The sequence below is a fragment of the Fructilactobacillus sp. X8R2C1 genome (assembly GCF_059900955.1).
Genome location: NZ_JBWXVI010000005.1, coordinates 41,778 through 55,447, shown reverse-complemented (window position 1 = coordinate 55,447; position 13,670 = coordinate 41,778). Strand labels below are relative to the sequence as shown.

Annotated in this window: 13 protein-coding genes, 1 other RNA gene and 1 other annotated feature; of the genes, 5 read left to right on the top strand and 9 right to left on the bottom strand. The window is 37.3% G+C overall.

The annotated features are described in order from the left end of the window. Window positions 1–13: 13 nt before the first annotated feature. Complete coding sequence (locus tag AC6UD6_RS06035) at window positions 14–319, bottom strand: TipAS antibiotic-recognition domain-containing protein (protein ID WP_500696111.1); 306 nt, start codon at window positions 317–319, stop codon at window positions 14–16. Beyond that, window positions 315–524 (bottom strand): MerR family transcriptional regulator, encoded by a 210-nt coding sequence (locus tag AC6UD6_RS06030; RefSeq protein ID WP_500696047.1) that lies wholly within the window; start codon window positions 522–524, stop codon window positions 315–317. Before AC6UD6_RS06030 ends, AC6UD6_RS06035 begins: the two co-directional genes overlap by 5 nt. 318 nt (window positions 525–842) lie before the next feature. Here AC6UD6_RS06030 and AC6UD6_RS06025 point away from each other — a divergent pair, with 318 nt between their 5' ends. Next, window positions 843–2,903 (top strand): NlpC/P60 family protein, encoded by a 2,061-nt coding sequence (locus AC6UD6_RS06025; protein ID WP_500696046.1) that lies wholly within the window; start codon window positions 843–845, stop codon window positions 2,901–2,903. Between the two features lie 115 nt (window positions 2,904–3,018). Continuing rightward, a complete protein-coding gene (locus AC6UD6_RS06020; protein WP_500694336.1) occupies window positions 3,019–3,333 on the top strand; it encodes a hypothetical protein in 315 nt (104 codons plus the stop codon). A gap of 72 nt (window positions 3,334–3,405) precedes the next feature. Here the strand turns inward: AC6UD6_RS06020 and AC6UD6_RS06015 are convergent, their stop codons facing one another. Both AC6UD6_RS06015 and AC6UD6_RS06010 read right to left on the bottom strand, forming a co-directional pair. After that, the gene (locus AC6UD6_RS06015; protein ID WP_500696045.1) at window positions 3,406–4,770 is read right to left on the bottom strand and encodes a glucose-6-phosphate isomerase; all 1,365 of its coding nucleotides are present in this window, start codon (window positions 4,768–4,770) and stop codon (window positions 3,406–3,408) included. A gap of 97 nt (window positions 4,771–4,867) precedes the next feature. After that, window positions 4,868–6,037, bottom strand: coding sequence for a class I SAM-dependent methyltransferase (locus AC6UD6_RS06010; protein WP_500696044.1), 1,170 nt, complete (start codon window positions 6,035–6,037; stop codon window positions 4,868–4,870). A gap of 117 nt (window positions 6,038–6,154) precedes the next feature. Here AC6UD6_RS06010 and AC6UD6_RS06005 point away from each other — a divergent pair, with 117 nt between their 5' ends. The 3 genes from AC6UD6_RS06005 (at window position 6,155) to AC6UD6_RS05995 (ending at window position 8,316) form a co-directional block, all read left to right on the top strand. Continuing rightward, window positions 6,155–6,928: a Cof-type HAD-IIB family hydrolase gene (locus AC6UD6_RS06005; RefSeq protein WP_500696043.1), complete on the top strand. Its 774-nt coding sequence runs from the start codon at window positions 6,155–6,157 to the stop codon at window positions 6,926–6,928. Window positions 6,929–6,977: 49 nt separating this feature from the next. Continuing rightward, window positions 6,978–7,344, top strand: a transfer-messenger RNA (tmRNA) gene (gene ssrA, locus AC6UD6_RS06000). 324 nt (window positions 7,345–7,668) lie between these two features. After that, complete coding sequence (locus AC6UD6_RS05995) at window positions 7,669–8,316, top strand: hypothetical protein (RefSeq protein ID WP_500696042.1); 648 nt, start codon at window positions 7,669–7,671, stop codon at window positions 8,314–8,316. Window positions 8,317–8,325: 9 nt separating this feature from the next. Here the strand turns inward: AC6UD6_RS05995 and AC6UD6_RS05990 are convergent, their stop codons facing one another. From AC6UD6_RS05990 to AC6UD6_RS05970, 5 genes are all read right to left on the bottom strand, one after another. Beyond that, window positions 8,326–8,910, bottom strand: coding sequence for a YdeI/OmpD-associated family protein (locus AC6UD6_RS05990; protein ID WP_500696041.1), 585 nt, complete (start codon window positions 8,908–8,910; stop codon window positions 8,326–8,328). 95 nt (window positions 8,911–9,005) lie between these two features. Next, window positions 9,006–9,491: a C40 family peptidase gene (locus tag AC6UD6_RS05985; protein ID WP_500696040.1), complete on the bottom strand. Its 486-nt coding sequence runs from the start codon at window positions 9,489–9,491 to the stop codon at window positions 9,006–9,008. A 206-nt stretch (window positions 9,492–9,697) separates the two neighbouring features. Next, window positions 9,698–11,098, bottom strand: coding sequence for a DHA2 family efflux MFS transporter permease subunit (locus tag AC6UD6_RS05980; protein WP_500696039.1), 1,401 nt, complete (start codon window positions 11,096–11,098; stop codon window positions 9,698–9,700). A gap of 120 nt (window positions 11,099–11,218) precedes the next feature. Then, window positions 11,219–12,616: an asparagine--tRNA ligase gene (asnS, locus tag AC6UD6_RS05975; protein ID WP_500696038.1), complete on the bottom strand. Its 1,398-nt coding sequence runs from the start codon at window positions 12,614–12,616 to the stop codon at window positions 11,219–11,221. 43 nt (window positions 12,617–12,659) lie between these two features. Continuing rightward, window positions 12,660–12,868: a binding site (T-box leader), on the bottom strand. 46 nt (window positions 12,869–12,914) lie between these two features. Continuing rightward, entirely contained in the window at window positions 12,915–13,664 is a 750-nt protein-coding gene (locus AC6UD6_RS05970; protein WP_500696037.1) for a sulfite exporter TauE/SafE family protein, read from the bottom strand. Window positions 13,665–13,670: the final 6 nt, after the last annotated feature.

Sequence of the window (13,670 nt, the reverse complement as noted above, 5' to 3'; positions counted from 1 at the left end):
GGGGTTAGGGTCATTACTTTGCATATTTTTGAATTGATTGAGCCAAAATTTCTGTGGCACCAGTTCCCGCTTTATTATCGTAATATTTTTGAAACCGGCCATCATTTAAATAAATTTTAGACAGTCCTTGATGAGCTTCTATAGAATAATTTGGCCATGTATATTGCAAACACTTTTTGTGTAATTTGTAAATTTTTCTTCCATTATAATCAGTATTTTTATTCCTTAATGATTGTTTTAATAAACCAATCATTCGATTTTCCATTTCTTGTATATTTTGAAAATCAACGGCAAATAAGTTTAAATGCTTTTGATTAATCGGGTAAGGTGCCGGCCCTGTTCAGATAAAATCTTTCTTGAATCAGTACTGCATTGTGAAAACTAAAGGCTGGATCACTCATAATTTTTTTAATTTCTTTTAAGTCAAAACCAAAACTTTTGTAAAATAAAATCACCTGTAATTTCAAAATATCGTTAGAATTATAATTTCGATAACCAGAATCAATATCTCTTCTGAGAACCAATAAATATATTCAATCATAGTATTGAAGGGAACGAGCTATAACGCCCGCCATATCGGCTCATTCTTTTATTTTAAGCATGCATGATACCTCTCTATAAATCATTGTTAACCGTTACGTAACGTCGTGGTCAAGCCGTTTAGTCACATTTTATAAGTAGCACAGTTATATTACACCAATGTTACTGAAACATTACTAGTTTAACAAACCATTTCCTGAATGTTTCGCACTATATCATTATAGTTACGCTTGAGTTTAACTCTTTTTTTCACATAGTTTTGATGTTATTGTTTATATATTCCAAAGGAGGAAATTAAATATATGAATAATGATAAATTACACTATAAAATGTACAAAGCTGGTAAGAGATGGATGTTTGCTGCCCTTGCAACTACGATGGTTGCCGGTGGCCTTCTAACTACCAGTAGCGTTGTTAACGCTGACGCCTTAGGAAATAACGCACAAGCTACTCAAAGTGCCAAGAAAGATAACGGCACTATTAAAAATGACTCATCTAAGAGCGCAGCCAAAGTTAACACTAACGTTGATAATCAAACAAACGATGCTAATGCTACTAAAGATGCCACTACTCAAACTAATGTTGCTTCAAACAATGATGTAAACAACACTACTAATGATGCAACAAAAGCTACAACTACTAACGATCAATCAGCAACTACTGATAATAATCAAGTAGCTGAAAACAACCAAAACAATCAAAATGATGCTAACAATGATGCCGTTAAAAACGATAACCAAACATCAACTGTTACACCAAACAAGATTGAAAACAAGGTTGCAGAAGCTGTTACTCCTGCACAATCAGCTAAAACTGATGTTAACGTTAATAATTTAGACAACGCTGTTTCTGCTAAAGCAGATAACAAGCAAAACAACAACGCTGACCAAAAGACTACTAACAACGATTCAGTTAAAGCCGAAGCTACTACACAAGCACAATCAGTAAATACTGAAAAAGCTGAAAATAATGTAACCCCAGCTACTAAATCTAAAACTACTCAACAAACACCTGCTAAGCAAGCACCAGTTTCAAACGATGATGCAAAACAAGCTGATGCTAAAACTACTACTCCCGCACAATCAGCTAAGACTGAAACTGTTAAGACTAACACTCAAACCAACAATGTTACCCCAGCCGCTCATTCTTACTCAAACGTTCAATTGAGTGCCGCTCGTGCAGCCGCAACTAACTTTAGAGTTCAAAATGTCAGCTTTAGAGCTCAAAACACTAATGCCGATCAAGTAGTTAACATTGGTAGACAATATGTTGGAACTCCGTACGTTTGGGGTGGCAGTACACCAGCTGGATTTGATTGCTCTGGATTCGTTCAATACGTATTTGGCAAGGCTGGATACAGTCTTCCAAGAACTACTTACAGTCAATACCCTGCTACACAACACATTTCACGTAGTCAAGCTCAAAAGGGTGACTTAGTATTCTTCTCTCAAGGTGGCGATCTTTACCACGTTGGAATCTACTTAGGTAACGGTTTAATGCTTGATGCTCAAAACCGTGGTGTTATTTACAACGATTCACTTAGTTATTTCCCTGGTGCCGTATTATTCGGACGTGTTAACGGATTTAACGGTGGAAGCGCAAGCACTTACACACCAAGCCAAAACACTAACAACAATTCATATACTCCAAGAGTTAACTACGTTCAACAAAACGTAAGCACTCCAGCTGCAAGACCTGCTAATAACAGAGCATACACTTACAACTTGAGAGCTAATGTCCCTACTACTCAATTGAACACTGTTAATAAATCAGCTAGTGTTACACCAACTCCAACTGCTTCAAATGGCAAACAACAAACTACTAGTGTTGTATCACAAAATAACACTAAGACGGTTAACTTGAATGTTCAACAAACAAAGGCATCATCAAATACTAGTGCCAACACTAACGAGACTGTTAAAACTTCAAAGACGACTCCTAACGTTCAACAAAATGTTCAACAAACTCCAGCAGCACCTAAAGAACAAGTAAGTAACTTGTCAAATGACACTACTGCTAAGAAGAACACAGTTGATTTGAACGCTTCAAAGAAGTCAACTGACCAAAAGGCAGCACTTAACAAGAAGACTTCCGCTAAGGTTGTTTCAAACAAAGAAGTTTCTGACAAGAATGCTTCAAACAAAGAAACTGCTGCTAAGGTAAACAATGATGATAAGACAACTTCACACATTGCTACTAAGGATAACGGTCAAGCTTCTGCAGTTAAAAACAATGACCAAAAGAATGGTCACATCTTGCCACAAACTGGTCAAGCAAGTACACTACTTATGAGTGCCATTGGTTCTATCATGGTTGCTCTTGCCGCAGTACTTGGTTTCAGACGTAAAGATACTGACAAATAATATCTAAACTAATAAATGGTCTTCCGATTAATCGGAAGACCATTTTTATTTATAAAATTAGATTGCTATTGAAACATCATTAGTGCTATTCTTTTTATATTGGAGGTATGACAATATGGACGCACACTCAAAAGAAAAAGAACTTAAAAAATTAATCAAGGATCAAGAAAAGTTCCAAAAAGAAAACTCAGATAAATTCAACGCTGATTTATTATCTAATTACAACGAACGAATGGACGTTGTGAAAGAGTTGATTGAAAATGAAAATCAGACCAATAACTTACGTGATACTAAGGTTGCTAAGCCGACTCGAGATGATAAACGTGGAATGGACAAAAACCGTCACGTTGATGATCAAATGAATGATCTTGAAAGAGCCCAACAACGTTTGATTAAAAAACTTCGTACTCTTGAGGGAAAATGGGAATAACCCTCTTATTACAATCAAATCATTGACCATATAAAAAGAACGGATTCAGTTGAATCCGTTCTTTTTGTCTATTTAGTTATTGTTTTCCTTTTTTAATTCTGCATCCAGTTTCTTGGTTAATTCTTCGTAACCAGGTTTACCTAATAGTGCGTACATATTATTCTTGTATGCTTCAACGCCTGGTTGATTGAATGGATTAATGCCATTTAGATAACCAGAAATAGCAACCGCAACTTCAAAGAAGTAAATCAAGTAACCTAGTGAATATTCTGATTGATCAGGAATATGAACGGTCATAACTGGAACCCCACCATCGGTATGAGCTAAAACAACCCCTTCATAGGCTTTGGTATTAACTTCGTTAACCGTGTCATCTTGAAGGTATTTAAGACCATCAAGGTTTGACTCTTCCTTTGGAATCGCAATATCGTCATCAGGCTTATCTAATTTAACAACCGTTTCAATCAGATCACGGAGTCCCTCTTGAATGTATTGACCTAATGAATGAAGATCAGTTGTAAAGTTAGCTGATGATGGATAAATTCCCTTTTGGTCTTTTCCTTCTGACTCACCCATTAACTGCTTCCACCACTCTGAGAACATTCTCATGTTTGGTTCGTAGTTTTCGAGTAATTCAGTGGTGTAACCTTTTCTGTAAAGGATATTTCTCAACGCAGCGTAACGATAGGCATCGTTTTTATTAACATCTGGATTGGTGTATTCCTTAGAAGAATCAAGTGCACCCTTCATTAATTGACTAATGTCAGCACCAGTTGCAGCAATTGGTAATAAACCAACTGGGGTAAGAACTGAGTATCGTCCACCAACACCATCTGGAATTACGAAGGTTTCGTAGCCGTTAGCGTCGGCTTCTTGTTTCAAAGCACCACGATGAGCATCAGTAGTAGCATAGATTCGTTTGTTAGCTTCATCTTCACCATACTTTTTAACTAACTTTTCCTTGAAAATTCGGAAAGCAATTGCTGGCTCAGTGGTTGTTCCAGACTTAGAAATGATGTTAATTGAAAAGTCATCGTCACCAATGTAGTTCAACAAATCATGAATGTATGGAGCACTAAGTGAATTACCTGCAAAGACAACCTTTACACCACGACGCTTTTCGTCAGGTTCAGAGTTGTAAAACGTACCATTTAGAAAATCAACGGCCATCTTGGCACCTAAATATGAACCACCAATTCCAATTACAACTAAAACCTTTGAATCAGACTTGATTTTGTCAGCCGCTTTTTGAATTCTTGCGAACTCATCTTTGTCATAATTTTCTGGAAGATCTAACCAATCACGGAAATCATTTCCAGCACCAGTGCCATCCCTTAACTCTTTATCCGCTGCAGTCACCATCGCTTGAATCTCAGGCAACTCATCCGGATGTACAAACTTGCTTAACTTAGAATCATCAAATTTCAAATAAGCCATTACACTATCCCCACTTTCTATAATATCGCTTACATTATACAACAAAAATTAATTACATAATGATGTTTTTGCTCTGTTAATTTTATTATATTAGTTCTTATTTAATCCGCACATTGATTCCTTTAAACGATCCCTCACGTTCATAATCAGGGTCAATCGGAAAATCATTTGGATTAGAGTAAGTCTTGCCAAAATTAACGTTAACACCGTTTGCGGCAAATGCATCCGAGATTTCAGACCGAAACTTTTTCGAATTCATTTTATTGGTATCTGTGGTAAAGAAGACGGACGCATCCTTACTAGCAACTTGACTTACCGCACTAACGAGAGCTTGTAAATCACGCTTAATCTCAAACCGATTCTTTTTATCTCTAACAAAGACAGGCACGTTAACGGTGATTAAGTCAAACTTCAAATCATGCTTTTGCGCATAGTCTAAATACCCAAAGACACTCATTTTTCTGACCTCTTGGGCACCGATCACGTATCCATTAGCATCAATTTCATTAATCAATTGAGATTTAGCACGATTACTATCGTCAACATTAACGGTCTTAACGCTACCACCACCAATCATGGCACTAGCAACTCCGGTTCCCTCATAAAATAAATTTAGACCAACTTTATCTTGTGATTGATCAAAAACGTCCTGTCTTACATCGCGATAAATAATGTCTAATCCTGTCGTTTTGGCGTTCTGTAAACTAATTGGATACGTTACTTCACCCTCCAAGACATTGGCCGAGCCTACTGGATCGGGACTAGCGTTTTCAACTGACTTGATTTCAGAACCATGTTCAAACTGCTGATACTCGTATAAATTCTGGTAACTCCCCAATTGATTAACAATGATTGGAATCAACTGATTTCGCAATTGGTAAATTCCAGCATTTTCCCAGGTAATCACGTCTTGACCATCGTAGCTGTCAATCGTAATTCCGGCCAAACCGTCTCCCTGTCCGTTAAACCGGCGATGAATATCAATGCCTTCATCTTGAAGTAAGATCCTTTTACTGAAGGCCTGACTAAATAAATGACCAAAGAAACGATCGTCGATAGATTGATTTTCCCTGCGATCCAAAATCCAACCGATTCCCCCAGCTTGTTTGCCAAAGTAAGCACTGGCAACGAAATGATCTCCCTTAATTAAAGCCACGACTTCGCCGTTGCTAAAATCCGCTTCGTTAACTAAATCTTTTTCACTAATTTGTGGATAACCGCCCTCAAACTTTTTGACGGCTTTACCGGTTATTTCAACTTTTTTCATATTATTTTATTCTCCTCTAAAAATCGCTTCCTATCTCATTGTACATGTAATCACGATTAATTAGTAGGATTGCAAAGTAGGTCATATGTTAAAATAATAAGCAAAGGAGATTCGATTATGTATAAATATTTAGTATTTTTTGACTTAGATAGGACCTTGTTTGATGAAAATTCAAAGGTGAACGATGAAGTTGCAAACGCAATGGATGAAATCAGAAAACATGGTGGCCTTCCGGTAATCTCAACCGGAAGGAATCTTTTTGAAATCAGAGATACGTTAGAGAAAACCAAGATTGATTCCGTGGTAGCCGCAAACGGTGATTTTGGAATGTTAAGAAACCAAGAAGTCTTTTCTAATACAATCAACCCCAAAATCATTGATCGTTTGTACAACTTTGTTGAAAAACACGATAATACATTAGTTTTACTGAACCAAAAACGTGGTGCCATTACCAATCACGATGAATTGGCAGTTAAAGCCTTTGAACACGTCCACGCTCCACTTCCGACCATTGTCACAAAAAAGTATTGGCACGAAAATCCCATTAACATGATGGTGGTTACCAATACTGATCTGGATACTGACTACGTAGAAAACTTTGGAGATGTCCTAACCTTTTACCGTAATTCGCCCTATTCAATTGATGTGGTCGTTCATGACGTTTCTAAGGCTACTGGAATCAAGCAATTAATAAACACTGCTGGACTAACTGGAATCCCAACATACGCGTTTGGAGACGGTAATAACGACATCCCAATGTTAGACTACGTTGATCATCCGGTCGTAATGGGTAATGGACTTCCAAATGTCAAACCACATGGTGAATTCATTACCACCAAAAATACCGACCATGGAATTGTCAACGGACTGAAGCATTTTAACCTGATCTAAATTACTGTAAATTAGGCAGATATCATGGTATAGTAATAATGTGTCTGTCGGGGGCGTTATGGATTCGACGGGTATAGTTTGAGCCTGAATTGCATTCCGTACGACGATGCGTCAAATCGCTCAGTTTAATTATAACTGCAAAAAATAATAACAATTCTTACGCCGTAGCTGCCTAATAAGCGCTTGACGTAGATCTAGCTGATTTTTCCTATGGATCAGTCCTAGGTCCTACCTTTAATAGGATACGCTTACTGCTCCCATCTGAAGTAGTATGAAGAGATTAATCAGATTAGCTGTGCATGCTAGCATTGACTAATTGCGGATTGTACAGTGAACTTCAAATGATTAGCCTACGAATGTAGACGTTCAGGAGGCAATATGCTCGGACGCGGGTTCAAATCCCGCCGCCTCCATAATAAAAAGCGAACCAGTCATTAAGTTGATTGGCTCGCTTTTTTGTATTCTATAGGTTTAACGTGGAATTGTCCCATTTCTCTCTAAACTTGAAGAATGCGGACTGGTTGCTTCTGAAACAACGTTTTCTGATACGTTAGCAGTTCCGTCCCCATTATTTTTAATAGTCCCTTCTAACCCAATATCACTAGTAGCTATTATTTGAATATAAAGTATATCTTTCTGTATAATTTTATGAAGCAAATGACAATCAACAATTTAGTCCATGAACACACATTAGTTTTTTACCTGCTTAGGTAAATTTACATCTAAAAAGGAGCGATAAAATGTTTAAAAATACTAACTATCAAGGATTATCCGATAATGCACTAGAATTATATGAATCTGCTCCAAATGGATTCCCTCTTAAATTCAATGATCTAACAGAAATAATAGCTGAACTTTTTTTTATATCATTTTTTATCATTGTAATAATTTTAGCTTTAATGAACAGCGTTAGTGTCATTTCTATAGTAATTGCTATAATTTTATGTGTGTCTATGATTATAAGAGTTGTACTACAAATTTTAAATGCAAAAAAAGATCAGACACAAAAAAAGGAAAATTTAAAATGCAAACTTGACAAACAACTTCAAAATTCAAATGACGTTAAGTGGCAAAAAAATCACTTAAACCATTTGTTAAATGAAATCAATGGTAATAATGATATATCTGATATTCAAATTCTTTTTTCTATAATATTACCTGTAATATCATTAGTATTATCGATTTTATTAAGTATTTTTGTTTATAATTATGAAATAAAATTGATTATTTTATGTTTAATAATAATTCCAATGCTATTCCTAATTCTATCTTTTTGGGTAGACAAAGTACTTTTCTCAAAAAAGAAAGTATTACAGAAATTGTTAAATAACAAAATATATATTATAGACAATCAAATTTATAAAACAAAGAGAAATAACAAAGTGTAAATATCATACTTAATAATGCAACAATCTTCCATCATCACACCAACCACCATACATCTCATTGACTTTCGTCTTCTTTACTAGCTTACGTAACCGATGTTTATATGATTGGGGTTTACTAAATTTCAAGCGGGACTGAACACCATCAACGCGAACTCGTTGGTACAAATCGGGAAAATGGTTAAAGTTATCCCATACTTTCGGATCACGTTTTAAGGCACGTTTAACGGGCTGAATAATCTTAAACGATTTAGGAGACAAATCTGGTAACACTCGTTTGCCTTCTTCAGTCATTAAACCTAGTTTAATTAGTCTTCGAGCCCGCTCCTTGTTGAGCTCGGTCCAGTTACTGTTTTCCTTTCGAGGAGTCAATCGTTGTGCTAGTCCCGTTTCATCCGAACTTTTATGCAAACCATCGACCCAGCCAAAACACAGTGCCTCTTCGACGATATCCAAATAAAACATCTTTTCTTCACTGGTTTTACTCATGCTGACTGGAACCCACAGACAATCTTCTCTCTTGCAATTTTCAGCAAACCAGTCACGAAGTTCCTTTCTTGATGTAATTGGTAAAAATGGCTCGTCTTTTCTTAGCACTTGAAATGCACTCCCTTCAACATTTGCCTACATAGTAATCAGCAAAGTTGGAGAAGTCAAAAAAGCCGTCAGGCTCATTAAAACCTAACGGGACTTTAAACTGTTTTCTTAGTAAATGAAACTGGACGCGAAACCCCCACTAAATGCCACCACGGGGCGTGGATTGGCTCAATCACCACTCCACGATTTTGCGCATCAATCATTTGATGTTTGTTTAAAGCAATCCCAACGTGGTAAATGTCACTTTTACTTGAACCAAAGAAGACTAAGTCACCTTTTTTGATTTTACTCTTTCTAACATGCTTATAAGCATCGTATTGAGCCTGTGCGGTTCTTACAATATTACGATTAGCACCATTTTCCATGACATACTGAGTAAAGCCAGAGCAATCAAAACTGTTAGGTCCGACTGCACCGTACGAATATGATTTACCAAGCTCACTAGTAGCAACCCGCTTAACGTTTGAAAAATGGACTTTATTTGCGGATACTCGATTTTGGTTAGTGGCGATGTTTACAACACCAAATAAACCTAACGACGCAATCGCTACTGTTACACCTCTGATTAATCCTTTGAACATCTTACCAGCTCCTTTATTAATTTATTGTGCATTATTTTACAATCATCATACACTTTCTATGATAGGTTAGGATTAATACCAAATGATTACATCACGATTGCAAATCCATTAATTTCAGTAATTAAAGTAATACTTTGTGAAATTAATTTACTTTTGAACAAAAAAGATGGAAATCATTCGATTTCCACCTAAAATACGTTTTTAATTTATTTTTGATCTTTTTTCGGCGTTCTAATCATAACTGCAAACAATAGTCCGATAACCGCAATTACCAAGAAGACCCAGTAAACCATGTGGAATCCATTAACCTGAGCTGGCATCGTCGGCATACTGAGTTTGAAGAATCCAGTTGCTCTCACTAATACAATCGTAGCAACCGCAACTCCGGTTGACCCAAGTACCTGTCTGACCGTCGTAATTAAAGCCGTTCCATAAGAAATCAAATCTTCCGGCAGTGAATCGGCCCCAAGCGTAACCGCAGGCATCATGACAAAGGCATTTCCACCCTCAATTAACATTGCCAGAACCATCATGCCCCAAATATTGTAAATTGGGAAAAAGGCTAAAATGGCCCAGCCCAGCACAATCATCAACATTCCTGTTAACATAACTGGCTTAAATCCAATTTTATCAACAATCGTACCCGTGATCGGGTTCAAGATACTTAAGAAAACAGCTCCAGGAACTAGTGCCATCCCGGAAATGAATGGTGATACTCCCAGTACCTGTTGATAGTACAGTGGGAAAATGATCGTAACTACAATCAATGAAATGTATGAGAATCCGGTTAAGAGTACCGCCAAATCATAGTTAAACGTCTTTAACACGTTTAAGTTCAATAGTGGATTGCTGATTCTAAACTGACGGAAAACAAACAACGCAATCAAAACGATACTAATAATCAGGATGAGTAAAAGCATTCCATAGTTATTGTTTGGTTTAGCAATTTCACTAATTACGTATAAGATTCCAATCAAACCAAATGAATAGATGATTGAAAGCCAATCTAACTTTGATTTAATTCGTGGCATAACGTCTTTCATCACAAAGAATGAAATCAGGAATACAGCAGTGATAATCACAATGAAAACATCAAACAAACCACGCCAAGTGGTAAACTTCAAAACGATTCCAGAAATGATTGGTCCACAAGCCAGAGCTGAACCCATGACCAGTCCAGCAACTCCCATGATCGTTCCTCGATCATCTTCCGGCGTGATATTTAGTAAAACAGTTTGATACGATGGAAACAAAATCCCAACGGCAATTGCCTCTAAGGCTCTCCCAATCAGAACCCACGTAAAACTATTGCTGATTAAAATGATTAACGTCCCTAGATCAAACATCAGTAAAACTCCCATAAAGAGTTTCTTAAAACTCATGTTGTTCAAAAGCCAAGGACTAATCGGCATCATAATACACATGATGATCATAAAGCCAGTTGTTAACCATTGAACGGTTGATGCTGAAATATCAAAGTACTTCATCAATGTGGGATAAGCCGTCGATAGTGATGACTGACTAATCGACATGGTGAAAGTACCGATTAACATGATGGTAATAAACCAAAATCTTTCTAATCTACTAAGTCCATTACTTTTTGCCATATAAAGCGCTCCTTTTCGATTTGTACTAATTTAATAGCTATTTATAGACTATCATTTTTTCATTTGAATTGTTACAAAAGATAACAAAAAGCTCATGATTTCTCATGGGCTCATTTTAGTCTAAAATTTAATACTACCTTGGGTTCTTGGATAAGGGATAACATCACGAATATTATCCATCCCAGTGACATACATCAGTAATCGTTCGAAGCCAATTCCAAAGCCAGAGTGCTTAGTGCCACCGTATTTACGTAATTCGAGGTACCACTCGTACTCATCCTTTGATAAATGAAATTCATCCATTTTGTCAGCCAATTCTTGCTCACGCTCTTCTCGTTGGCTTCCTCCAACTAGTTCACCAATTCTTGGGACCAAAAGATCTGAAGCAGCAACGGTCTTGCCATCGTCGTTATCACGCATATAGAAGGCTTTGATATTGCGTGGATAATCGGTGACAAACACGGGTTTGCCAAACACTTTTTCGGATAGATAACGTTCGTGTTCAGCCTTTAAATCAATCCCCCACTTAACTGGGTATTTAAATTGAACGTCGGCCTTTTCAAGCAAATCAATTGCTTCCGTATACGTGATCCGCGCAAACTTCTCGTTCACAGTAGTTTGAAGCAACTTAAGTAAGTTGTCGTCGACGTTATCATTTAAGAATTGAAGGTCCTCTGCAGCATTTTCAAGTAGATAATTAATGACATACTTTAGCATGTCCTCAGACGTTTCGATAATGTCATCTAAATCAGCAAAGGCCATTTCCGGTTCAATCATCCAAAATTCGGCAGCGTGGCGTTTAGTATGCGAATTTTCAGCTCTAAAAGTTGGGCCAAAAGTGTATACGTTTCTAAATGCCAGAGCAAAGGCCTCGACTGGTAATTGTCCACTAACGGTTAAGTTCGTCTCTTGACCAAAGAAATCCTTTGAGTAATCGACTTTACCATTTTCATCCCTTGGCAGGTCATTTTGATCTAAGCTAGTGATCTGAAACATCTCACCAGCCCCCTCCGTGTCACTACTAGTAACAATCGGAGTGTTTACATAGACAAAGCCGTGTTTTTGCATGTATTCATGAATCGCAAAGGCTGCCATCGAACGAATCTTGAAAACAGCGTAAAAAGTATTGGTTCGAGGACGTAAATGTGCAATAGAACGAAGGTACTCAAGTGATTGCTTCTTCTTTTGCAGTGGATAGTCTAGATCAGAAACACCCTCAATCTTAACTTGCTCCGCATGAATTTCAAATGGCTGCGGGGCATCCGGGGTGTCCACGAGTTTGCCAATCACCTTCAGAGTTGAACTAATCGGCAGTTTGATGATGTCATCAAAGTTATCTAGATCACTCTTGACAATCACCTGAACATTCTTAATGTATGAACCGTCGTTGACTTCGATAAAGGCAATCTTTTTAGAATTACGAATGGTTCGAATCCATCCTTCTAGAACTACTGATTCATTACCAAAATCGTGTTTCTTAGTGTACAAATCTTTTGCTAAAACGTTTTGTTCTTTCATACTTAACAACTCCTTTTTAGACAATAAAAAAGACCTCATCTCAAAAAGGGACGAGGTCATCGCGGTACCACCCATATTGTTTATGTAACATAAACCAACTCACACAATGATAACGGATTGCGACCGTTAGCCCTACTTCGTTCAAGCTTTAAAACTCAAGGTGTTTTTCCCATTAACTCTTTATCGAACTCTCACCAACTTCGACTCGCTATAAAAGAAATTAATGGTACTCGTCCTCTTTATTGTCATATCTTATTTGATTTAAAAGTACCATAATCACAGGCTGGTTGCAACATGATTAGTAAGTTTTAATTCCTAAATAAATGGCCAATAAAATTGCCAAGATTCCGACCCCGTACTTCATGATATTGGATGGGATGAGACGTACAATGGCTGGTCCAATGTATCCGCCAATCATCAATCCAATCGTTAGCGTAATCAGAACTGGCCAGTTAATCTGAATTGTAAAAATAAAGATCAAAGCCGAGATCCAATTCATAACTAGTGACATCACATTTCGAATGGCATTATCCACGGCATATGACTCATTTAAGGCTCGCATTAAAATCGCCATGATCAAAATTCCACCACCAGCACCAAAATAACCTAAGTACATTCCAACCAACGTCAGTGCAATGGCGGTAATGGTCTTACCCCATAATCCCAAATGGGTTTTCATTAACTGCTTTTGACTCTTCGGTAGCATGATCAAAATCCCAGACAACATGATGACAACTGGTGCAATATCTGCAAAACTTTTGTTGGAACTACGAAGAAGAATCAGGGAACCGAGTGCAGACCCAATTCCAGCAAAAATAGCCACTTTTAAAATGGTCTTACCTTGACCCTTTAATTCTCTTTGAGATGAAGCCACTGCGCTCATGTTACTAAACGCAAAACCAACGATGTTAGTCACACTGGAAACGATTGGTGATAGTCCGGAAGCCAACATTGCTGGATATGAAACAACGCTAGCAAGTCCCACAGCGGTTCCCATAATTCCGCTCAAAATCCCAGCAAAAATCAATAAGAAATACTTTAAAATCAAACTTCC

Excerpts from the sequence above, each read along its gene's own strand:
- AC6UD6_RS06025 (WP_500696046.1), top strand. The coding sequence starts at position 843 with ATGAATAATGATAAATTACACTATAAAATGTACAAAGCTGGTAAGAGA.
- AC6UD6_RS06020 (WP_500694336.1), top strand. The coding sequence starts at position 3,019 with ATGGACGCACACTCAAAAGAAAAAGAACTTAAAAAATTAATCAAGGAT.
- AC6UD6_RS06015 (WP_500696045.1), bottom strand. The coding sequence starts at position 4,770 with ATGGCTTATTTGAAATTTGATGATTCTAAGTTAAGCAAGTTTGTACAT.
- AC6UD6_RS06010 (WP_500696044.1), bottom strand. The coding sequence starts at position 6,037 with ATGAAAAAAGTTGAAATAACCGGTAAAGCCGTCAAAAAGTTTGAGGGC.
- AC6UD6_RS06005 (WP_500696043.1), top strand. The coding sequence starts at position 6,155 with ATGTATAAATATTTAGTATTTTTTGACTTAGATAGGACCTTGTTTGAT.
- AC6UD6_RS05995 (WP_500696042.1), top strand. The coding sequence starts at position 7,669 with ATGTTTAAAAATACTAACTATCAAGGATTATCCGATAATGCACTAGAA.
- AC6UD6_RS05985 (WP_500696040.1), bottom strand. The coding sequence starts at position 9,491 with ATGTTCAAAGGATTAATCAGAGGTGTAACAGTAGCGATTGCGTCGTTA.
- AC6UD6_RS05980 (WP_500696039.1), bottom strand. The coding sequence starts at position 11,098 with ATGGCAAAAAGTAATGGACTTAGTAGATTAGAAAGATTTTGGTTTATT.
- asnS (WP_500696038.1), bottom strand. The coding sequence starts at position 12,616 with ATGAAAGAACAAAACGTTTTAGCAAAAGATTTGTACACTAAGAAACAC.